Origin of the sequence: Archangium violaceum (genome assembly GCF_016887565.1) — a bacterium.
GTDB classification, from domain to species: Bacteria; Myxococcota; Myxococcia; order Myxococcales; family Myxococcaceae; genus Archangium; species Archangium violaceum_B.
On sequence record NZ_CP069396.1, the window covers coordinates 911,461 to 932,860 of the forward strand.

At 70.0% G+C, this 21,400-nt stretch carries 20 protein-coding genes; 7 read left to right on the forward strand and 13 right to left on the reverse strand.

Annotated features, from left to right (window positions below; genetic code table 11):
• The first annotated feature begins 8 nt into the window (after window positions 1-8).
• The gene (locus JRI60_RS03870; protein WP_204224520.1) at window positions 9-896 is read left to right on the forward strand and encodes an EamA family transporter; all 888 of its coding nucleotides are present in this window, start codon (window positions 9-11) and stop codon (window positions 894-896) included.
• A 1-nt stretch (window position 897) separates the two neighbouring features.
• Here the strand turns inward: JRI60_RS03870 and JRI60_RS03875 are convergent, their stop codons facing one another.
• Window positions 898-1,710, reverse strand: a complete 813-nt coding sequence (locus JRI60_RS03875; RefSeq protein ID WP_204224521.1) for a YwiC-like family protein — start codon at window positions 1,708-1,710, stop codon at window positions 898-900.
• A gap of 271 nt (window positions 1,711-1,981) precedes the next feature.
• Here JRI60_RS03875 and JRI60_RS03880 point away from each other — a divergent pair, with 271 nt between their 5' ends.
• The gene (locus JRI60_RS03880; protein WP_204224522.1) at window positions 1,982-2,323 is read left to right on the forward strand and encodes a TraR/DksA family transcriptional regulator; all 342 of its coding nucleotides are present in this window, start codon (window positions 1,982-1,984) and stop codon (window positions 2,321-2,323) included.
• Between the two features lie 56 nt (window positions 2,324-2,379).
• Here JRI60_RS03880 and JRI60_RS03885 read toward each other — a convergent pair whose 3' ends face one another.
• From JRI60_RS03885 to JRI60_RS03900, 4 genes are all read right to left on the reverse strand, one after another.
• Window positions 2,380-3,003 carry a pentapeptide repeat-containing protein gene (locus tag JRI60_RS03885; RefSeq protein WP_204224523.1) on the reverse strand — a complete coding sequence of 208 codons (624 nt, stop codon included), beginning with the start codon at window positions 3,001-3,003 and terminating at the stop codon, window positions 2,380-2,382.
• Between the two features lie 2 nt (window positions 3,004-3,005).
• On the reverse strand, window positions 3,006-4,202 hold the full coding sequence (sitA5, locus tag JRI60_RS03890) for a SitA5 family polymorphic toxin (protein ID WP_204224524.1): 1,197 nt from the start codon (window positions 4,200-4,202) through the stop codon (window positions 3,006-3,008).
• A gap of 42 nt (window positions 4,203-4,244) precedes the next feature.
• Entirely contained in the window at window positions 4,245-4,619 is a 375-nt protein-coding gene (locus tag JRI60_RS03895; protein WP_204224525.1) for a hypothetical protein, read from the reverse strand.
• A gap of 315 nt (window positions 4,620-4,934) precedes the next feature.
• Window positions 4,935-5,204 carry a hypothetical protein gene (locus JRI60_RS03900; RefSeq protein WP_204224526.1) on the reverse strand — a complete coding sequence of 90 codons (270 nt, stop codon included), beginning with the start codon at window positions 5,202-5,204 and terminating at the stop codon, window positions 4,935-4,937.
• 318 nt (window positions 5,205-5,522) lie between these two features.
• Here JRI60_RS03900 and JRI60_RS03905 point away from each other — a divergent pair, with 318 nt between their 5' ends.
• Both JRI60_RS03905 and JRI60_RS03910 read left to right on the forward strand, forming a co-directional pair.
• Window positions 5,523-6,233: a DUF2381 family protein gene (locus tag JRI60_RS03905; protein WP_239470334.1), complete on the forward strand. Its 711-nt coding sequence runs from the start codon at window positions 5,523-5,525 to the stop codon at window positions 6,231-6,233.
• Window positions 6,230-8,122, forward strand: coding sequence for a serine/threonine protein kinase (locus tag JRI60_RS03910; RefSeq protein WP_204224528.1), 1,893 nt, complete (start codon window positions 6,230-6,232; stop codon window positions 8,120-8,122). The genes JRI60_RS03905 and JRI60_RS03910 overlap by 4 nt, the downstream gene beginning before the upstream one ends.
• Here JRI60_RS03910 and JRI60_RS03915 read toward each other — a convergent pair whose 3' ends face one another.
• The 4 genes from JRI60_RS03915 to JRI60_RS03930 all read right to left on the reverse strand — a co-directional run bounded on the left by JRI60_RS03915 (window position 8,123) and on the right by JRI60_RS03930 (window position 11,574).
• Window positions 8,123-8,725 carry a Uma2 family endonuclease gene (locus JRI60_RS03915; protein ID WP_204224529.1) on the reverse strand — a complete coding sequence of 201 codons (603 nt, stop codon included), beginning with the start codon at window positions 8,723-8,725 and terminating at the stop codon, window positions 8,123-8,125.
• 137 nt (window positions 8,726-8,862) lie between these two features.
• Window positions 8,863-9,039, reverse strand: coding sequence for a hypothetical protein (locus tag JRI60_RS03920; RefSeq protein WP_204224530.1), 177 nt, complete (start codon window positions 9,037-9,039; stop codon window positions 8,863-8,865).
• A gap of 58 nt (window positions 9,040-9,097) precedes the next feature.
• On the reverse strand, window positions 9,098-10,273 hold the full coding sequence (locus JRI60_RS03925; RefSeq protein WP_204224531.1) for a hypothetical protein: 1,176 nt from the start codon (window positions 10,271-10,273) through the stop codon (window positions 9,098-9,100).
• Complete coding sequence (locus tag JRI60_RS03930) at window positions 10,270-11,574, reverse strand: hypothetical protein (RefSeq protein ID WP_204224532.1); 1,305 nt, start codon at window positions 11,572-11,574, stop codon at window positions 10,270-10,272. The genes JRI60_RS03925 and JRI60_RS03930 overlap by 4 nt, the downstream gene beginning before the upstream one ends.
• Before the next feature lie 236 nt (window positions 11,575-11,810).
• On the opposite strand from JRI60_RS03930, the gene map reads away from it, so the two are divergent.
• Window positions 11,811-12,815: a type I methionyl aminopeptidase gene (gene map, locus JRI60_RS03935; protein WP_204224533.1), complete on the forward strand. Its 1,005-nt coding sequence runs from the start codon at window positions 11,811-11,813 to the stop codon at window positions 12,813-12,815.
• Here map and JRI60_RS03940 read toward each other — a convergent pair.
• Window positions 12,802-15,996 (reverse strand): sensor histidine kinase, encoded by a 3,195-nt coding sequence (locus JRI60_RS03940; protein WP_204224534.1) that lies wholly within the window; start codon window positions 15,994-15,996, stop codon window positions 12,802-12,804. The two genes, map and JRI60_RS03940, sit on opposite strands and share 14 nt — an antisense overlap.
• 168 nt (window positions 15,997-16,164) lie before the next feature.
• Window positions 16,165-17,301, reverse strand: coding sequence for an EamA family transporter (locus JRI60_RS03945; RefSeq protein WP_204224535.1), 1,137 nt, complete (start codon window positions 17,299-17,301; stop codon window positions 16,165-16,167).
• A 196-nt stretch (window positions 17,302-17,497) separates the two neighbouring features.
• On the opposite strand from JRI60_RS03945, the gene JRI60_RS03950 reads away from it, so the two are divergent.
• Entirely contained in the window at window positions 17,498-18,937 is a 1,440-nt protein-coding gene (locus JRI60_RS03950; protein ID WP_204224536.1) for a PLP-dependent aminotransferase family protein, read from the forward strand.
• A 34-nt stretch (window positions 18,938-18,971) separates the two neighbouring features.
• Window positions 18,972-19,421, forward strand: a complete 450-nt coding sequence (locus tag JRI60_RS03955) for a hypothetical protein (protein ID WP_204224537.1) — start codon at window positions 18,972-18,974, stop codon at window positions 19,419-19,421.
• A 170-nt stretch (window positions 19,422-19,591) separates the two neighbouring features.
• Here the strand turns inward: JRI60_RS03955 and JRI60_RS03960 are convergent, their stop codons facing one another.
• On the reverse strand, window positions 19,592-20,695 hold the full coding sequence (locus JRI60_RS03960) for an MBL fold metallo-hydrolase (RefSeq protein ID WP_204224538.1): 1,104 nt from the start codon (window positions 20,693-20,695) through the stop codon (window positions 19,592-19,594).
• A gap of 31 nt (window positions 20,696-20,726) precedes the next feature.
• A complete protein-coding gene (locus JRI60_RS03965; RefSeq protein WP_204224539.1) occupies window positions 20,727-21,359 on the reverse strand; it encodes an energy transducer TonB in 633 nt (210 codons plus the stop codon).
• Window positions 21,360-21,400: the final 41 nt, after the last annotated feature.

Sequence of the window (21,400 nt, forward strand, 5' to 3'; positions counted from 1 at the left end):
GCGGCGCCATGTCCGATGCACATGCTGGCCGCCGCGGTCTGACCCTTCCGCCCATTCCGGCGGTGCTGCTCTCCATGGTGAGCATCCAGGGAGGCGCGGCGCTCGCGAAGGGACTGTTCCCGGCGCTCGGCGCGACGGTGACGGCCGGCCTGCGCCTCACGCTGGCCGCGCTCGTGCTGCTCGCCGTCTTCCGTCCCCCCCTCGCGCGCCTCAGCCGCGCGCAGTGGGCCGCCGTCATCCCCTATGGCGTGGCGCTCGGCGCCATGAACCTCACCTTCTACCTCGCCATCGCGCGCATCCCCCTCGGGCTGGGCGTCACGCTGGAGTTCGTCGGGCCGCTCGTGCTCGCGGTGGCCGGCTCCCGGCGGCTGCTGGACTTCCTGTGGGTGGTGGTGGCCGCCGCGGGCATCGTCCTGCTCACGCCGTGGAGCGGGACGCCCGGCGCGCTCGACATGACGGGCGTGCTGCTGGCGCTCTTCGCGGGGGCGTGCTGGGCGGCGTACATCCTGCTCGGCGGGCGGCTGTCCCGGCTGCTCCCCGAGGGGCAGGGCGTCGCGGTCGGGATGGTGTTCGCGACCTTCACGGTGCTGCCCTTCGTCCTCACGAGCGTGGGCGAGGCGAGGTTCACCCCCGCGCTGCTCCTGGCGGGCCTGGGGGTGGCGATCCTGTCGAGCGCGCTGCCGTACACGCTGGAGATGATCGCCCTGCGTGCCCTGCCCAGCCGCACCTTCGGCATCCTGATGAGCCTGGAGCCCGCGGTGGGGACGCTCATGGGCCTGGTGTTCCTGGGCGAGCGGCTCACGCTCCTGCAGTGGCTCGCGGTGGGCCTGGTGAGCGCCGCCTCCGCGGGCTCCACGCTCACGGCCCGCCGCGTCCCTCCGCCCATCGAGGCGTGAATCAGGTCAGACCCACGCCGAGCAGCACCGACGTGAGGGTGCCGGCCACACCCAGCGTCCAGCCGATGGACTTGAGCCGCCGGGGCGAGGGCAGGGCCACGCACAGCCCGAGCGCCACGAGGCCCACGGGAAGCAGCGCCGCCACGCACAGGGGGTGCAGCCCGGAGCGCAGCGCCCAGGCCACGGCCGCGAGGAGGAAGGCGGTCACCAGGGCGGCGCCCGAGCAGCGCAGCCGCTCGCGGTGGGCGCGGGGGCGGTGACTGGCGATGACGGTGCGCACGGCCAGGGTGGCCAGGCCGAAGGCCAGTCCATAGGTGCCCCAGAGGGTCATCGCGGTGGAGGCGGGAAGGTCGCCGGCCATGGCGATGGGGACGGCCCAGGCGGCGAGCGCGAGCGCGGCGAGTACCTCGCCCGCGAGGGTGCGCTCCTGGTGGTTCCAGGCGAGCAGCAGCACCTCGCCGCCGAGGATGAGGGGCAGCGCGAGGAAGGGACGCGCCGCGGCCGGCAGGGACAGGGTGCCGAGCACGAGGCACAGCGCGCCGATGAGACCCACGGCGATACCCCACGAGCGGGCACGGCCTCCGTCGCGCTCACCGCGGCGGGCGCCCCGGTGGCCGAGCAGGAGGAGCAGGGGCTCGTGGGCGAGCAGGCAGGCGATGGCGGCGCCCGAGAGCCAGAGGGCGGCGGCGGGCGCGCCGGAGACGAGGAGGGCGGTGGCCAGGGGGAGGCCGAGCTGGAAATACGCGCCATGCTCGCGGGGGAGGAGTCCCTGGAGGAGCGGGCGGGGAGGGGTGGGGACGGTGAGGGAGGACATCGTGCGAGCGACCTCGTTCCAGGGGTGTCGGGACACCGGGAAGGGTGTGGCCGCCGACACTCGGAGCAAGGGGTGTTCCAGCGCGCGTACGGGAGGAGGTGGGGGGCTGGTGCGCAAGGGGTGCACAAGGGGCCTGGAGAAAGCCGCAAACCTTGCGCGCGGGAGGGGGCGTTCCGAGGAAGGAGGGGCGAGGCACGGTTTCTGAAATGGACCGGCGCGGACTCATACCCCGGTGGCCCACGAGGCCCGCCGCGCGAAGTGGGGAACCATCATGAACACGTGGACGAACCAGGCCCGGGAGGCCTTGCTGCAGCGACGGAGCAGCCTGCGCGGCCTGTTGCGTGACAACCGGGAGGAGGCCGAGGAGCTGAGGGAGGGGCGGGCGTCCGAGCAGGCCGACGAAGCGGCCGAGGAGAGCGTGGCGGAGGTGCTGGAGCGGCTGTCGGAGCGGGAGCGGAGGGAGCTGAGGGACATCGACGATGCGCTGGTGCGCATCGAGCAGGGTGGGTTCGGGCACTGCGCGCGCTGCGGTGGGGCCATCGGACGGCACCGGCTGCTGGCCATCCCGGAGGCACGTCACTGCATGGCGTGCAGCGCGCAGGTGGAGCGCTGATCCACCCGTGTCCGGGTATCGCTAGTGGCAGGATGAGGGCACCGGCGGGAATCACGTCACCGCACGATGAAGTCGAATCGCTCGACAGCCGCCTTGAACTCCTCCAGCGTCGCCCCCGAGCGCTTCGCCTCCGCCGGCGCGTAGATCGTCACCGCCGCGGTGTCCTCTGAGTCCCTGTGCTCTCCCTCTAGGATGACCGGGGTGAAGTCGCCCGGCCATGGAACGCTCAGCAGCTCCCGTCCGTGCTTGATGGGGTCCAAGATTGTGAAGCATGGCCACTGCGGGAGCCGGATCGTCCGCATGTCGCAGTTGTGGAAACTGCACTGGTCAAGTCGGGCCTCGGAGAAATCGCAGTTCTCGATTCCTCCGTGCTCCCACCACCTGTCAACACCAACTCGCTGACCAAACCCGACCCCCGAAAACCTGCCCGTGAACCGGCAGCCCTCGAATCGCATGGAGGTAAACCACTCCTTCGCGACCTCCCGCTTCGCCGTGATGGTGCAGTCGATGAATCTTCCCCACATCGGAACGAAGTGCCGTCCTCCCACCCCGAGGACCAGGGTGCAGCGCCGCAGCGTGATGTTCGGGCCAAGCCAGTAGATGGCCTCCTTATCCGTCAGCTCCAGCCGCTCGCCCTCGAGCTCTCGGTTCTCGATGTGAATGTTGGGAGTCGCGCGCATTTTCAGAAGAAGATCATACGGAAGAAGGTGCTCGCCATCCGCCGTCCGTGAAGCTCGAAGTTCCAGTCCGTCCCGGACAGGATTTCATAGTGGTACTTCTGACTCGCCGACCCCACCACGTCGACGCCCCGGCCTCTGCAGTCCAGCGACGGGAACAGCTTCTGGAGTTCTCTCTCCACCCACCGACCTCTCGCCTGGCGCTCGAGTAGGTTCGCGCGGTGCGCAAGACCTCTTCGGAGCAGCCGGTCGTAGGCCGCTCTCTCATCTCGGGTGAACATATGCCGCCCCCACTTCGTGCTCACCTGCTTCGCCGCCGCCTGGAGCTGGTCCCCCAAGGGGTCCGCAGCCGGAATGTCGTTGACGGACACTCCCCGTGGCAGGTGCCACCGCTCGCCATTTCGCTCCACCTGCCTGTTGCCACCGCGGTGCCGGTACACCTCGTTGGCCGAGGATCCGCTTGAACTGGCGCCCCCCGCGCTGTTGCGGCTCATCATGGCGCCAGCGAGCGCGCCTTCGGGCCCTACCGTGACCGCCAGGGCGCCCTCGGCCGAGGCCGCCACCGTCTGCACCTGCTCCAGCCGCACGAACACCCACGCCGGACCTCCCTGCCCCCCGAGTTGCAGCTGCGCGAGCCGGAAGCTCGGCAGTGAGCGCAACGCCGGGCCGACCTCCGCCATCGTCCGCCCCGAGAGCGCCGTCACCGCCATGACCATTGCCCGGGCCGCGTCCGTCCCCAGCACCTTGGCGAAGCCCACCCCGGCCTCACGCAGTTCGTCAAAGGTGGTGGCTACCCGCGCCTTCATGACGAGCTCCGCCCAGCCGTCCATGAGGCCCCACACGGTGTCGATGCCGAGCCAGGCCACCAGCGCCACCGTGAGCACCGCAGCTACTCCCTTCGTCACTGGCTCCGGCAGCAGCCACAGGCCCATGTAGATGCCTGCCATCCAGACAATAGAGGCCAGGAGCGCCTTGGGGTTCAGCTCCCGCCCAAGCGCCGCATGCGTCTCGTCCAGGACTGAGCCGAAGGCCAGGGCCAGGGCGAGAGTGCTCCTGTCATCGGCGCGAAGGTAGGGACCGTCCTCAAGCAGCCCGAGGCAGTCACCGCCCCCGCGAACGATGCAGAAACGCTCGTACCTTGCTCGAAGCTCTGCCTCGGCTTGTGGCTCGAGCCGGACGGGCCCCCACTGCTCCTCGGGCAAAAGGGCGTCTACCCGCCCCCGTCCTCCGTCCGCCCGCGGATCCTACTCCCCCGTAAACCTCCCCGCCCCTTCCACGTCCGAGACCGGCTTCGCCTCCCTGGCCTGGCGCAGCAACTCCTGGACCTCGAGCACTGCCGCCGCTACCTCTTGGGGACGGCCCTGAACCTGGCGGCCGTGCGCCAGCCGCGCAACGTCCTCCCGAAACTCCGCTTTGTTGATGGGAACCGGCCTCGTCCTCACCCGCGTCGGCTCGAGCACCACCACATCGAGCACTGGAGCGCCCTCAAGTCCTGGCTCCGTCGCTGGACCGGCCCGGGCCACGTCGTCCTCGGGCGCCTCACGCCAGCTGCGGTTCCGCCCTCCGCCCATCTCCGCCATTGGTGCGTGCGTCGCGCACGCCGCGAAGAGGAAGAGCACGATGAGCCCGAAGGCTCCTGCAGGCGCCCAGCGCGGAGGGCCCTCCGTCCTCCCTCTTCGAGCCTCGAGCTGAGTACCGCCGCCCTCCCCCGCCCCAGGCCTTCGGTACTCCTTCGACATGGTGCTGGCCTTTCCCCCAGGTGGACCAGCCTTGAAGGATACGGCCGTCGACTCCCAGGGCCTGATCTCCGGCTTCATCTCCACGCCTACGAGGAGCTGCCAAGCACTGCGGCAGCGGTAGCAAGCCCTGTGGCGACAGCTGCATCAGCTCCAGCTACGACTGCAAGAAGCCCGCAGGCTGCGCCTGCTACTTGGTTAGTAGGGCGTGGGCGTGTAGGGCGTGGGCGTGTAGGGCGTGCCGAAGTTACCGCCGCTGGTCGGGGTGGTCTGTCCGGAGGAGGGGGCGGGTGAGGCCATCAGGGGAGGCCGGAGGACGGGGCGCCGGTGGGAGCCGGGCAGGAGTCCCGCGAGAGGTGCCTTCGTGGCGCACCCACCGAGGAGCAGGAAGAGCGCCATGCCGAGGGCCCGTGCTCCGCGGCGCCTCCAGCTGACGACGAGTCGAGAGTCCGTGGAATCGGCGCGCATGGAACACCCCCTGGAAATCCTGCGTATCCGCTGATCATCCGGAAGTTCCAGGTGGCGCGTCAACGCGGGCCGGCTCACTGGGTTGAAAATACCGTAGGACACCATCCGAAAAGTCATCTCGGCCGAGGTGACGGCAAAAGTGGTTTTTCGCTTGCCCCATGAGCGGGTTCCACCTATGAGTAAGAGGTGCGTCCTGGTGCTTGGCTGCTGCTGCCTCTCCTCGTCTCCCTCCCTGTCTTCGGCGACTCCGGATGGGGTGGGGCGGAGCGGCCAGTGCACCAGCGACGCACACTCGTTCTTCCTTCCAGTCCCGGGCTGGTGCCACCGCTTGAGCTGCACCTCGCACCGGGCGTGGCCACGGTCGTCGAGTTCGAGGCGCCCCTGCTCGCCGGTTTCGAGCCGCCCGTGTGCGATGGTGGGTTCGTTCAGATCAGCCGCCTGAACGAGGGGGCTTGGGTCTTCGTCGCCACCCCGGCGCTGCCTGCGGACGCGCCGGTGCTCCTCACCGTCAACGCCGAGGATGGCGCCGAGCCGCTCCGCTTCTCGCTCGTCACGCGAGGTGACGCGGTGGACCTGTGGGTGCGCGTGGTGCGCGCTCCGGCGTCCACTGATGAGGATGGTGCGGAGCTGATGGCCAGACGGCTCCTCGACGCGCCGGATGCGCGTGCCACGCTCGCCGTCCCGCAGGAGGTGGCGGAGCTCAATGCACATGACTCGCGAGGGCAGGTCGAGTCCGTGCTGTGGCTGGGCCGACGCTTCTTCGCCACCGTGGCCGTGAGGAGCCGCAAGAAGGGGGCTCCACCGTGGAGACTGGTGCAGGGGCGGTTGCGGGTGATGCTCGCGGACGGTGTCCTGTTGGAGTGGCCCGCGCATGTGCTCTCGGGCGGGGCGAACGCGATAGGCCAGCGCCATGTCCTGACCGGGCTTCTTCCAGAGGGGGCCTCGCGTCTGGAACTGGCGTTGGATGGGCAGGACTCGCCAGGGACCTTCCAGCCGCTGCGCCTGGAAGAGGCTTTGTCGCGCCCATGAGCTCGCCGCTGCATCCCAATCAACTTCGCGCGGGAGACATGATTCGGGACTTCCGCATCGTGCGCCGGCTGGGCGTCGGGGGCTTCGCGTTCGTGTTCCTGGTGGAGCGCGCGGGTCGTCGCTCCTCGTTGAAGATGGCGGTTCGGCCCGCTTCGAAGGTGGACGAGGATCGGGTGGATGCCTGGATGCGCCGCGAGGTGGCTTCGCTGGAGCACCTGGAACATCCCAACCTGCTGCCGGTCATCGAGTGGGGGCGGTGGCCCGATTCGGAGACGGGCTACGCCTATTTCGTCACGCCCTACGTCTCCGGGAGCACCTTCCACGCATGGCGTTGGCGCGAGCGCGCGACCCTCTACCGCTGCGTGGGCGTGCTGTGCGAGGGGTTGAAGCTCCTGGAGGTGCTCCATGAGCGGGGCGTGTGCCACCGGGACCTCAAGGCGGACAACCTCCTGGTGAGGCGGGGAGATGACAAACCCTTCCTCATCGACTTCGGCTCGGTGCACCCGCCCTGGGCCCGCACGCTGACGGATGGGCTGGCGCCGGGCACGCTCCATTGCCAGCCACCCGAGGTCGTCACCTTCCTGGTGTCCGAGGCCTCGCGCCCGGGTGCGCGCCTGGCGGCCCGGCCCGCCGCGGACCTGTATGCCTTTGGTGTGCTGCTGTACGAGGCACTCACCAACTGCCGTCCCTTCAGCACCCGGCTGCCGCTGGAACAACTGCTGGTGGCCATCGCCTCCACACCTCCCGTGCATCCCCGGCGGCTCGACCCCGAGCTTCCCGAGGCCCTCTGTGCGATAGCGCTGTGGCTGTTGGAGAAGGAGCCCGGCAAGCGGCCCATGAGTGCCCGCGTCGTGCGCGAGGAGCTGGAGCGGGTACGCGCGGAAGAGGGACTGACGGCCTCCTGGCAGGCCCCGGCGAAATGGCCCGCTCAGTGCGCGTGGCTCCAGGAGTCATTCCCCGACGTGGACATCCTGGAGGAGGTGAAGGAGGAGCCACCGGAGCCGGAGTCCTTACTGTGTCCTCCCTTGATCGCCGCCGGGGTGGCTCGTCCGCATCGGTTCGCGGCATGGGTGGGACGTTGGTCGCGGCGACGGACGGCTCTTCCCTTCGTGCTGGGGCTGGTCGGGGTAGGGTGGATGCTCCTCCGTGTGGCGTGTGTACCTCCTGGGGAGGACGGCTTGCTCGCGGAGCCCACCGCGTCGGTTTCTCCGGCGTCATCCGCGAAAGGACCGCAGTCCGTGCTCTCCTCAGCCCCTACCGAATCACCCATCCACTCCTCCGCCTCTGAGCCGTCTCCGTCTCGTTGGTGTGCGCTGCTCACCAGCCTGCTGGGAGTGTCCACCGCACAGCTCGTGGGGTGCGCCACCGCTCCCGTGCGGCCGGATCCCATCGGTTACCTCGCCCACTGCTCTGCCGAGGCTCGCGCCACCCCCGTCAAGCTGGGCATCAAGCCTGACGAGCAGGGCTCCTTCCTGGAGACGGGGACCGCGGTCTCGGACGAATCCATCGAGGATGGAGGCGCGCTCAATCTCAAGCCGGGCCCCGTTACCGCCTCCATGTTCGTCGACATGAAGGGCCAGGAGCTGTACCTGAAGATCACGGGCGAAGCGGTGACGACGCCCAACCGCGTCTACATCCAGTTCGATCGCCTCTACCTTCTGGACGGCACTTCGCTGCCCATCTGTGGTGTGGCCGTGGATGGCCTGCACCAGTACGGAATTCCGACGTACGGGAAGCTGCCCATGCTGGGCGCCAAGGTGGACCCGGCCCGGGTGGACAAGAGCCCCGGCAGCGTGGTGCTCAATGATCCGCGTTTCGAGACGGTGTTGCAGGGGCCCGAGGGCTACTACGTGCCGCGCATCGAGCTGGCGCCGCCGGACTGGCGCTGACTATTCGGACCAGACGAGCGCCAGCTCGAGGTCGATGGCCTCGAAGGGTTCGGCGCGGACGGTCTCCTCTCCGGCGAAGGCATGGACGAGGAGCCACTGGCCCTCCATGAGCCGGAAGATGTCGAGCGTGCGCGCGAGCGGGTCCACGTGCCATACGTGCCGCACGCCTTCGCGGGCGTAGATGCGCATCTTCTGGCCCTTGTCCCTGCTGCGTGTGCGTTCGGAGAGGACCTCGCAGACCCAGTCCGGGGCGAGGTCGTAATGGGCCGGGGCCTCGTCCCCTCCGACGGCGCGAGGCAGGCGCTCGCGCCTCCACCCGGCGAGGTCCGGCACGAGCTTGTCGGGCCGGGGGCCGAGGTGGAGCTCCGGCATGTGGAGGATGACCCATCCGCCCGGTCCTCCCCTGCCGAGTGCGAAGGGCGCTCCGATGAGTGGAAGCAGGTTCGATGTCACGTTGACATGTGGGCGGGCCGGATGAGGACTGACGTGCAACTCACCGTCGAGGATCTCCGCCACCTTCTCCGGCGGAACCGCCTGGAAGGCTGCCTCGACGGACGCGGCGTTTCGCTCGGTCCCATTCTCAGGAGCGCGACGGGAGGCCATGAGGGAGGATTTCAGCATCCCCCTGGCGCTGTGCAATCCCGAGGCCCGGGGATCGTCACCGAGGGCAGACCCGCGAATGTTCACGTCGGGTCTGCCCAGGGAGGGAGGCCACCCTCAACAGGCCTCCCATCACCCGACTACTCGCACATGGTCTGGCCGACGCACTCGCAGCAGTAACCGATCAGCGCGAGAGGCTGACCCGCCGCGAGGGTCACCGTCATCTCCAGGCGAGATTCCAGCTCGGTCAGCTGGAACTCATCCATCGTCTCATCGGCAGCGACCTGCATCTCTTGTCCGGGCTTCAGTGCGTCCATGGTGTTTCCTCCGGTTGTGCTACGTGCAACGACAAACAGGAATGGGTGCTGGCGTGGGTCAGCCAGCACGAGGCTCAGCCGTTTCGGCGCGCGTCAGCGCGCCCACGTCGATCAGTTTGCGAATCCGCGCATTCGACAGATCCAGTGCGTCTCGTGCGGAGGGGCGCTCGACCGCCGTGCGGAACACGTCGGCTGACGCGGGGTCGAGCATGATGCAGCTGTGGCGTGCCTTGTCGAGCAGGACCGGCTGGTCGCCGTACAGCAGCAGCGCGAACCGGTCGGTATCGGCGCGCAGCTCCGCGGCGCTCTCCTCGCTGGTCCGCGCGGCGGGACGCACGTCGGTGCTTCGCTGGAGATAGCGCTCGACGTAGAGCCAGCCTTCCCACTGCCCCGGAGCATCGGCGACCGACTGTTCCAGCAGGCTGTACAGCGCCTGCGTCGTGTCCGCGGCGTATTGCTCACGATCGTCCCCGGTCGGGACGATCGGCGGATGAAAGGTCAGCGACAGCGCATGAGTGGCGTCGCGCCGGCACACCACGGGCACCACGGGAACGCGCGCGAGGTGGCTCAGATAGGCGATTCCAGCACGCGCCATGATGTGCTGACCGAAGAACCGCACGGGCACCATGCTGCCGCTTTCCTTGTTGCTGCCGACTCCCGCGTTGCCGTCGATATAGATGACGAGCGATGCGCCGCGCTTGAGGGCTCGCAGGCCGAACAGGACGCTGTTGCGGTCCTGCGCGTTGACGGTGCGGAGCGTGCCCGTCCAGCCCCGTGCCCGCGCGGCGTCCTGCGCGACATCGAGGATGTCCTGCCCCTGCTTGTTCAGCGTATTGCCGGCCAGGAACAGCACGCACTCGGTTCCGGCGCGCAGCAGGAAGTGGAACAGGTGCCGGTAGGAACCGGTGTGATAGGTGCAGAAGATGTGACCGCCCGTCTGTCGTCCGCCCGAGACGATGCCGGCCAGGTCATCCAGGCGCGTCGTCTCCACCAGGTCGTATTGCTTCTGGTCGAGCACGGCCATGTTCTGCAGGAACAACACCTCCGCGATGACCTCGTCCCGGCGCTCGCGCGACAGGTGCGGAAAGAAATAGCGCAGGTTGGCGTCGCACAGGTGGTAGGCGTTGTTGAACGCATCGTGCCGTCGGGGCGCGGCGACGACACCGCCCAGCGCGCGGCGCAGCGCCGCGTCGATCTCGTTCGCCTTGCGGACGTATCGTTCATCCAGGCTCATGCGGCACCTCCCTGCGCGTTGGTGGCGGAACGCCGGGGTGGGGTGGCGAGCGCGAGCCGCACGAGCCCCACTCCCCGTCCCAGCGTGGACAGGACCATCAGCGCCGAGAAGAGCGCGCCGACCAGGTACGCCAGCACCATCGCCGCGCTACCCGATACGGCGACGAGCGCCTCGAGCGGCCGTGTACTCGCGAACCTGGCCTCGACCGCGCCCAGCAGCGTCGGCAACGACGTCACGAGGAGCCAGGTGGTACGCGCGGCGAGCAGCGCGAAGAGGGTGAAGAAGAGGGTCGACGCCAGCGCATAGACGCGCAGCGCCATCGGGGCGCCCGCCAGGGGCGACGGCACCACGTCCCGACGTCCCGTCAGGACGCGGGCCACGCGGGTCAGCACGTGCGCGCTCCAGGCGCGCGCCTGGTCGCGCAGGTTGGGCAGGCGGAACAGGTCGGAGTAGACCCAGTAGCCATCGAACCGGAAGAACGGGTTGAGCGTCACGCAGAGCGTGGTCACGCTGGCGCCGATGAAGGCGGCAATCACGGCGCTGTGGGTTGCCAGTTGTACGGGCACGGCCAGCGCCGTGACGATCAACTGGAAGTAGACACCGCCGAGGTTGACGCGCATCCGGCTGGCGCGCGGCAGCCGCCACGACTCGGTGACGTTGCAGAACAGCACCGGAAAAACCAGATACAGGCCGATTCCGATCTCGGCGGGGTCGGCGCCGGAATAACGCGACGCCGCCGCGTGCCCGAGCTCATGGAACGCGAACGCGCCGAACAGCAGGGCGTAGAACAGCAGGGCGTCGCCCAGCGTCATGTCGAGAGCGGCGCCGGTCGCGCTCCAGCCGCCGACCTGGGTGAGCGTGGCCAGCATCCACCCGCCCAGCAGGCCGCCGCACGCCAGCAGCGTCACGGCCAGCATGCGCGGTGCGAACAGGAAGGTGAACGGGGAACAGGCGCGCGTGACCATGGCGGGGTCGGCCAGCCGCCTCGCGAAGAACAGGTAGGGGGAGCGTCCGCTGGCCGCTGGCCCGGCCTGCTTGTCTGTCGATACCAACCCCGCTGGCAGCAATTGGGTTTGGATCACCGAGCGGATCTGCTCGACGCTGACCCTCGTGCCACCTTCATTCATGCGCTCGACGACCGCATCCAGCGACGACTCGCGTGCCAGGCACTCGAGCAGCCGCGCCAGACGTTCGGATCCATGAAAGGCGCGGCGCCCGATGAAGATGCAATAGCGCCGGTCAACCTGGGGATCGTCTGTCTGGGACAGCGAGAGTTCGTCTGTCAGGTAGTAGCGCTCCAAAGTGGCCCTTGGGTGCGGCGGAGTGTCTCCGCTGACGTGCATTCAATAGTAGCGAAAGTGTAAAATTATGGCAAACCTGGATTCGCCGTGATGACGGGTACTACCTGAGGGGTTGGCGCGCGGGCGCCGACGCGTCGCACAGGCTGGGTACCCGAGACACTCGTGCTCCGCTGGAGGGGAATCGACCGGCCGAGAAGGCGTGCGCGCTCCGTCTCCAGGAGCTATAGGTCCACGATATGACCGATGTCTCCACCGTGCGGATTGCACCCGCAGTGTTGCCGAAGCCCAACGACCCGTGCTGGTGCGGCAGTGGCACCAAGTACAAGAAGTGCCACCGGGGCGCGGACTCCGTCGATGCTCGCAAGCGAGGGCCCGAGGCCCGCCCGCGGGGCATCCGGCCGGGCCTCATCAGCCCCATCCGCTCCGTTCCTCCCCACATCCCGCGTCCCGACTACGCGGACACGGTCTCGGGGCGGCCGAGCCGCACTCCCGCCTACTCCGAGGTGAAGAGCCCCGAGGTCATCGCCCGCATCCGCCGCGCCTGCAAGGCCGCCGCCGAGGTGCTCAACGCGGTGGGGGCCCACGTGCGCCCCGGCATCACCACGGACGAGCTCGATGCCATCACGCACGAGGAGTACATCAAGCGCGGCGGCTACCCCAGCACGCTCAACTACTACAACTTCCCCAAGTCCCTCTGCACCTCCGTCAACGAGGTCATCTGCCACGGCATCCCCGACAACCGGCCGCTCGAGGACGGGGACATCATCAACCTCGACGTCACCATCTTCCTGGACGGGGTGCACGGCGACTGCTCGGCCACCTTCTTCGCGGGCACGAAGGACCCCGAGGACGAGCGCCTGGTGCGCATCACCTACGAGTCCATGATGCTCGGCATCGAGGCGGTCAAGCCGGGCCTGCCCATCAACGTGATTGGCCGGGCCATCGAGAACCACGCCCACAAGCACAACCTGGGCGTGGTGCGCGCCTTCTGCGGCCATGGCATCGGCGAGCGCTTCCAGACCGGGCTCCAGATTCCGCACAACTATGACCCCTCGGCCAACACCATCATGCAGCCCGGCATGGTGTTCACCATCGAGCCCATGCTCACGCTCGGCCACTGGCACCACCGGGTGTGGGACGACGGCTGGACGGCGGTGACGGCGGATGGCAGCCGCACGGCCCAGTTCGAGCACACCGTCCTGGTGACGGACACGGGCGTGGAAATCCTCACCGTGGCCTGAAGCGTGGCAGGCGCACGGTGAAGGTGGTCCCCTCCGCCTCCGTGGAGCGCACCTCGAGGGTGCCCCCGTGGCCGAGGACGATGCGCCGGGTGATGAAGAGCCCCAGGCCGAGGCTCCCCTGGCGCGCCCCCGCCTCCGGCCCCCGCCGGTAGGGCTCGAAGAGGCCCGGCAACACCTCGGCGGGGATGGGGCGCCCCTCGTTGTGCACCTCGAGCAGGACGCTCGAGTCCTCGCTCCGGGTGGACACCCGCACGGGCCTGCCCTCCGGCCCGTGCTGGAGCGCGTTGCCCACCAGGTTGGTCACCACCTGGGCCAGCCGGTCCCCATCCCATTCACCCCGGCCCTCTCCGCTGGAGTGGAACGCGACCTGCCGCTCGGGCCACGCGAGCCGCACCTCCTTGACCACCCGGAGGATGTGCTCGTGGAAGTCCAGGGGCTCGACGTGGACGGGGAGGCCCCGGGTGCGCGCCTGGTGGAGGTCGAGCAGGTCGCGGATCATCCGGCTGGCCCGCTCCGCCGCGGCGTGGATGCGGCCGGCCGCCTTCGTGGTGCGCTCGTCCACGTCCTGGCGCTTGAGCAGGGTGGTGGCCGACAGGGCGATGGCGTTGAGGGGCGTGCGCAGGTCATGGCTGACGATGGCCACCACGTCCTCGCGCACCCGGATGGACTCCTGGGCCTCCTGGTAGAGCCGCGCGTTGTCCAGCGCCATGGCCGCGCGATCCGCCACGCCCCGGGCCAACTCCAGGTCCGTCGTGGTGCACGTGGGGCGCGGCCGGGTCCACATGAAGTTGATGACGCCGAGCTTGCGGCCCCGGGCCAGCAGGGGCGCGAGGATCAACGACCTCGGGGCGAGTCGCCCCAGGAGCTCCCGGTGCTCCGGGTTGAGGGCGTTGGCATCCATCCACTCGGGGGTGATCTCCGGCAGGACCAGGGGCACGCCCCGCTCCATGACGTGGTTGAAGAGGGGAGCGGCCTCGCCCATCGTCGGTGGGTGGCGCCGCAATTCCTGGAGGAGCTTCAGTCGCTCCGGGTCGCTCGTCGCCACCTCATGCCGGTGGAGCTGTCCGTCCTCGCCCACCAGGTACACCAGGCAGTCGTCGGCCAGGTGGGTCACCACGAGCGAGGCGATGCTCCTCAAGGTGGTGGGGACATCGAGGGACTGGGACAGCAGCGTCCCCAGCTCGATGAACAGGGCCTGCGCCTTCTCGGCGCACTTGCGCGCGGTGATGTCGCGCGTGATGCAGGTGAAGAAGCGCCCCTGGGGTAGGTGCATCTCGCTCGTGGAGAGCTCCAGGGGGAAGAGGCTGCCGTCCTCGCGCCGGCCCCGCACCTCGCGCCGGGTGCCCGTCATGCCCGGCTTCTGCTTCGCGCGCGGGTGGAACCCGGGCACCAGGTGGTGGATGTCACGGCCGAGGAGCACCTCGGGCGGATGGCCGAAGATGCGCTCCGTGGCCGGGTTGGTGCTCTGGATGCGGCCCCGCTCGTCGAGGGTGAGGATGCCGTCCGCGGCCGTCTCCAGGATGGCCTGGAGCCGTTGGGTCGTCGCGCGCAGGTCCTCCTCGGCCCGCCGCCGCGAGGAGATGTCCCGGGTAATCTTGGCGAAGCCTCGCAGGTTGCCCCGCTCGTCCCGCAGGGCGGTGAGGAGGATGTCCGCCCAGTACTGGTGGCCGTCCTTGCGCAGCAGCAGCGCCTCCGTGCGGTACTGCCCCTCGGTGGCGGCGATGCGCAGGGACTGCTCGGGCACCCCGGCCATCACGTCCCCGGGCAGGTAGAAGAGGGAGATGGAGCGGCCGAGCACCTCCTCCTCCTTCCAGCCCTTGATGCGCTCGGCCCCGGGATTCCAGCTGGCCACGCGGCCTTCCGGGTCCAACATGAGGATGGCGTAGTCCTCCACGCCCTCCACCAGCAGGCGGAAGCGCTCCTCGGTCTCGTTCTCCGCGCGCTTGCGATCCGTGATGTCCAGCACCGAGGTGCCCACGAGGAAGACCTCGCCCGCCGGGTTGCGCACCGGGTAGTGGCTGACGAGATAGTGGTGGAGCCTTCCTCCCTGTCCGGCGGGACGTCCCGTCACCTCGTAGTCGAGGAGGGGCTGCCCCGTGTCCAGCACCCATTGGTGGAGGATGGGCAGGCAGGCGTCCAGGGCGGGAGCGATTTCATACAGGGTGTGGCCCAGGGCCTGCTCCATGGACACGCCGGTGATGTCGGCCAGGAGCCGGTTGATGCGCACGTAGCGCATGTCCTTGTCGACGAAGCACAGGCCCACCGGGGCATTGGTGAGCAGGGTGTCCACCAGCGCTCGCTCCTCCTCGGCCCGCTGGCGCGCGCGCACCAGCTCCGTCACCTCGACCCCTTGCGCGAAGATGCCGGTGACGCGTCCGTCCCGCCCGGTGATGGGTTGGTACGTGGTGTTGAAGAAGCCTTCCTCCAGCGTGCCGTTGCCCCGCCGGTCCCACCACAACGGCACCTCGTTGCCCACGTAGGGCTCGCCCGTGCTGTAGACGCGGTCGAGCAGCTCGAAGTAGCCCTGGCCCTCGACCTCCGGGACGGCCTCGCGGGCGGGTTTGCCCAGCACCTGCCTGCCTCCGAAGAGCTGGGTGTGGAGGTTGTTGGTCAGGGTGATGACGTGCTCGGGCCCCTGCATCAGGGCGATGGCCGAGGGGGCCTGCTGGAAGAGGGCGGCCATGCGCTCGGATTGCTCCTCGGACTCGCGCAACAGCCGGGCCTCGGCCTCCTGGTGCTCGCTCAGGTCCGTGGCGAGCGCGTCCACCCTCTCGGCGATGTCGTGGACCAGGAAGGAGAGCAGGGTCCGGACGTCGGACAGGGACAGGCGCGTGCCCGTCTCCGCCACCGAGTCGAGGATGCACTCGTGCAGCACGGCGTACTCCCGCACCAGCGTCGGCAGGTCGACGCCGGGGCAGTGGTGCTGCTCGTGTGCTCGCGTCTCGAGGCCCCGCTCCGGACGCCCGGAGGCCTTGGGGTGCCCGCTCCGGTGCAGCACCCGGGTCAGCTCGTGGAGGTAGCCGTCGACGTGGTCTTCCAGCACGCACCGCGTCCGGGCATCGGGAGTCAGGCTCTCGCTCAGCCGCTCGACCCAGTGGTGGGTGATGTCCTCTCGCCGTGCTTCCAACATGTCCGCCAGGGTGGTGGGCGAGGACGTGGGCCAATGCATCTCGAGGTTCACGGCGGCTCTCCTCCCCCTGCGGCGAAGACGACTTCCCCTTCAAGACACCCGTTCGCTGGCCCATAGTCCCCACGCCAGGAACGCCCCCTTCCCCTCGTCCCCTCGTCGCGCATCCACGCCGGGGCTGCCTGTGGAGGGAGCCCTCGGTCCGCCGTGTCGCCCGGAGGCTCAGCCCGCGCGCCGCACGCGGCCACGCACGCTGGCGAGCACGCACAGCATCACCAGCACGGAGACACCGAACGTGCCGCGCCCCACGGGCTCGCCGAGCAGCAGCGCGCACCACAGCAGGGTGAGCAGCGGCTGGACGAGCTGGAGCTGGCTGACGCGCGCCACGCCGCCGAGCGCCAGTCCCCGGTACCAGGCGAAGAAGCCGAGGAACATGCTCACCACCGAGACGTAGCCCATGCCGAGCCAGGCGCGCGGGCTGGCGGAGAGCATCTCGGGGCGCACGGAGAGCGCCACCACGGGGGCGAGGAAGGGCGCGGAGAGCACCAGGGCCCAGCAGATGACGCGCCAGCTGCCCAGCTCGCGCGCCAGGGCTCCACCCTCGGCATAGCCCACCGCGGCCGCGGCCACGGCGAGCAGCATCAGCGCATTCCCCAGCGTGGGCCGCCCCGTGGCCTGGGCCAGCGCGAAGCCCACCACGCAGCCGAGCCCCGCCAGCGCGGACAGCCAGAAGCCCCACGAGGGCCGCTCGCGCGCGCGGAACACGGCGGCCACGGCGGTGGCCGCGGGGAGCAGGCCCACCAGCACCGCGCCGTGCGAGGCGGGCATGTGGCGCAACGCCAGCGCGGACAGCAGGGGGAAGCCCACCACCACGCCCCCCGCCACCAGCGCCAGGCGCGGCCAGTGCCGGCGCTCGGGGAGCCGCTCGCGCCGTATGGCCAGCAGCAGTCCCGCGAGCACCGCGGCGATGAGCGCGCGCCCCAGTCCCACCACGGTGCCACCCAATTCGGGCACGGCCACCCGGGTGGCGGGCAGGGTGAAGCTGAAGGCCACCACGCCGAGCGCGCCGAGCAGCAGTCCTTCCCAGGTGCGCGCCGACTCGGAGGGCGGCGTGGGCGCGAAGTACAGGCGAGCGGGCCGCAGCGCCTGCACCACCACCCGTCCGTGTCCCTCCATCTGGAGCGCGTCCCCGGGTTGGAGCACGTGGTCCTCGGTGTCCCCCTCGCGGGTGAGCCACACCGTGCCCTCGCCGCAGGAGAGCATCAGCCCTCCCATTCGCGGCAGGTACGTCCACAGCGCGCCCTGTGCGAGCGCCAGACCCGCCGGCTCCCCACCGGCACCCAACATCGTCGCGGCCATGTCTCTCCGCCTCCTGTTCCACGCGCAACATGCGTCCGGCGCGGCGAGCAGAACAGATTCAGCGGATTGCGTTTGTGACCAGTACAGTTCAGGGTTCCCGAACTGTGCTGGTCCTCGCGGGGGTCAGCTGTACCTGGGCCGGGCGGCGTCCCCTCGTTAAAGGAGGAGGTGGCTTCGGGCCCGGCATGGAGGCGCGATGAGGCAGGCGAGCGAGACACCCCACTCCACGCTGTACGAGCAGGTGGCCGAGCGGCTCGGCGAGGCCATCGCCGCGGGCACGCTGAGGGCGGGGGATCGGCTGCCCTCGGTGCGCCAGCTCAGCGCGAGCGAGCGGGTGAGCGTGTCCACGGTGCTGCAGGCCTACGTGCACCTGGAGTCGCTGGGGCTCATCGAGACGCGGCCCCAGTCCGGGCACTACGTGCGCCGGCGCGAGCGCCCCCTGCCCGCCGAGCCCCAGGTGTCGCGGCCCTCGATCGCGGCCACGCCGGTGAGCGTGAGCGCGCTGGTGGCCCGGGTGTACCGCGCGGCGAGCGACCCGCGCATCGTCCCGCTCGGGGCGGCGGTCCCCTCGCCGGCGCTGCTGCCCACGCGGCGCCTCAACCGGGAGCTGGCCGCGCTCGCCCGCGAGGCCGGTGAGGTGGGCATCGACTACGACATGCCGCCGGGGTGTCTCACGCTGCGCCAGCAGGTGGCGCGCCGCTCGTTGGACTGGGGCTGCCCGCTCTCGCCGGAGGACTTCGTGATGACGTGCGGGGCCTCGGAGGCGGTGCACCTGAGCCTGTTCGCGGTGGCGCGCACCGGGGACACGGTGGCCATCGAGTCTCCCGCCTACTACGGCACGCTGCAGGCCATCGAGGCCCAGGGGCTGCGGGCGCTGGAGATTCCCAGCCACCCGCGCCACGGCATGGAGCTGGACGCGCTGGAGGCCGCGCTGAGGAAGCGCAAGGTGGCCGCCGTGCTGGTGGTGCCCAGCTTCAGCAATCCGCTGGGCAGCTGCATGCCCGAGGAGAACCGCCAGCGGCTGGTGGCGATGCTCGCCGAGCGCGGCATCCCGCTCATCGAGGACGACATCTACGGGGACCTGCACTTCGGCCCCCGGCGTCCGAGGCCGGCGAAGGCCCACGACAAGGAGGGACTGGTGCTGCTGTGCGGCTCGTTCTCCAAGACGCTGGCGCCGGGCTACCGGGTGGGCTGGGTGGCGCCGGGGCGCTTCCGGGAGAAGGTGGAATTGCTCAAGTTCGCACAGACAGTGGCCACGCCCACGCTGCCGCAGCTCGCCATCGCCGCCTTCCTGCGGGATGGGGGCTACGACAGACACCTGCGCGCGTTGCGTCGGCGGCTCGAGGCGCAGGTCCGGCAGGTGGTGGAGGCCGTCGGCGAGCACTTCCCGGAGGGCACGCGCGCGACGCGCCCCGAGGGGGGACCGCTGGTCTGGGTGGAGCTGCCGCGCAAGATGGACGCCCTGGTGCTGCACGAGCGGGCGCTGGCGGCGGGCATCAGCATCGCGCCCGGCCCCATCTTCTCGGCACAGAAGCGCTACGGGAACTTCATCCGTCTGAACTGCGGTTTTCCGTGGTCACCGCTGCTGGAGGGGGCGCTGGCCACCCTGGGGAGCCTCGCGCGCAACATGGCATGAGGCGTGGCCTCACTGCCATACTGGGCGTCCTCGCATGCCCACCCAGTCGCTCGTGAATGGAACCAGGACGTGGTCCTCCCCCAACGGAGAGCTGCGCCGCTGGCTGCCCGCCCCTCATGTCCTCGTGTTGAGATTCCGCGGGCGCTTGTTCGACGCCGAGCGCTCCAAGATCGCCGTGGCCGTCATCAACGAGTTCGTCGCCGACACCTCGCAGAAGGTGGACATCTTCCACGACTGGGAGGCGATGGAGCTCTACACCACCGAGGCCCGGACCGAGCTGACGGAGCTGGGATTGCGGCTCGCATCGCGGATCAGCTCCCTGAGTGTGCTGATCGGCTCGAACGTGGTCGAGATGGGCGTGACGATGGCCGGCATCAAGCTGGGCGGCATCCGCATCTTCACCACCCGGGCGGAGTTCGATCAGGCCGTGCGACAGGCCGTGGAGTCCCGGGGCGGTACGTACACGCCGCTGCCTCCGGAGTGAGGGACGGCCGCCAGTGGAGTGTCCACGAAGTCATTGGACAGGGTCCGAGGGCCCGTGGATGTCCCCTCTCCCTCTGGGAGAGGGCTAGGGTGAGGGTCTTTCGCCTGGGAACGCGGGTGAAGACCCTCACCCCCCGCCCTCTCCCAGAGGGAGAGGGAGCATGCGCAACACTAGCTCGCCGGATCCACCGCGCTCGGCGCGGGCCTCTCCGCCTCCCGGGTGGCATGGACGGACCGCCACCAGGGCTCCACACCCTCCACCCGCGAGGGCTCCACGGGCACGCCCAGCTTCGGCATCACGAGCCGCACCCGCTGCTCCTGTCCGAGTCGCAGGAGCGTCTCCGCCGGATCATCCCACGCGTGGATGGCGAGGTTGAACGTGCCCCAGTGCACCGGCAGGAAGGCGCCGCCGCCGAGCAGCTCCAGCGCCTTCAGCGCGTTCTCCGGCCCCAGGTGGATGTCGCCCCACGCCGGGTGGTACGCGCCCACCTCCAGCATCACCAGGTCGAAGGGCCCGAGCCGCTGGCGGATCTCCCCGTACTCCGGCGTGAGCCCCGTGTCGCCGCTGAAGAAGACCTTGTGCCTGGGGGTCTCCAGGACGAACGACGACCAGAGCGTGCGGTTGCGGTCTCCCATGCCGCGGCCGGAGAAGTGCTGCGACGGCGCGGCGGTGATGCGCAGCTCGCCGCGTGGGAGCGTGGCGGACTCCCACCAATCCAGCTCGGTGATGCGCTCCGGCGGCACGCCCCAGGCCTCCAGGTGCGCGCCCACGCCGAGCGACGTGTAGAAGGGCACGTCCATTCGCGCCAGCTCGAGGATGGTGGGGTAATCGAGGTGGTCGTAGTGGTCGTGCGAGACGATGACCGCGTCCAGCGGCGGCAGCTGCGAGAGCCTCACCGGCACGGGGTGGAAGCGCTTGGGTCCCGCGAAGGACGACGGCGAGGCGCGCTCGCCCCAGACGGGGTCCGTGAGGACGCGCAGTCCCTCCATCTCCAGGAGCACCGTCGAGTGCCCGAGCCACGTCGCGCGCAGCCCCGTGTCCACCGGCCGCGCCCACGTCGCCAGCGGGCTCTCGAGCGGCAGCGGCGCGGGCGGCGTCCGGTTCTGTCCTCCGAGGAGGAACTCGCCCATCGTGGAGAACGCGGTGCCGGGCTTGAGCCCGGGGCCCACCCCCGCGGTGTTCTTGAAGACCCCCTCCAGGAAGCGGGGAGAGGCGCGCATGCGCTCGAGGCGGAGACCGTGAGCCTTCCCACCGAAGACGGAACCCTTGGGCATGGGGTGGGTTTAACGCCGGACCCCCCGCGCCTCAACTCGCGGGTATGCGCACGACGAAGGTGTACTCCACGTCGAGCGGCCTGCCCTGCTGGGTGACGGGCGTGACGCGCCAGCTGGACACCGCCTCGAGCAGCTCCTGGTCCATGTAGGGCAGGCCGTTGAGCATCTTGCAGCCCTTCACCTGTCCCTCGCGCGTCACCACGCAGCGCACCAGCGCGGTGCCTCGCACGCGCTCGGCGCGGGCCTCCGGGGTGAGCCGGGGCTCCCTGCCGCTGACCCGCTGCGGGCGCGTCATGGCCGAGGGCTCGAACGGAACGGGCTCGGACGACAGGGCACCAAACCCCTCGGCCTGGGGCCGCCTCGGCTCGGGCGTCCTCGCCGCGACGGACGTCCTCACCTCCGGCGAGGGAGCGGGCGCGGGCTTGGGAGCGGAGCGCTTGGCGACGGACTTGGGGCGCTCGGCCCTGGCGGGCGCCGGGGCGGGCTCGGGCTCGGGCGCCGGGGCCGGAGCGGGCTGGGCCACGGGCTCGGGCATGGGCGCGGGAAGGGTGGAGGTGGTAGCGCGTGAGGTAGTGGCACACCCGGTACCACCCAGGGCAACGCACGCGGCCAGCAGGACAGCGAGGGCAAGGCGGGGCTGCACGGAGAGGGAAGCGCCAGTCATGCCGTAATTTTACACCAAAAACGGCCGAAGGGGTGCGGGCC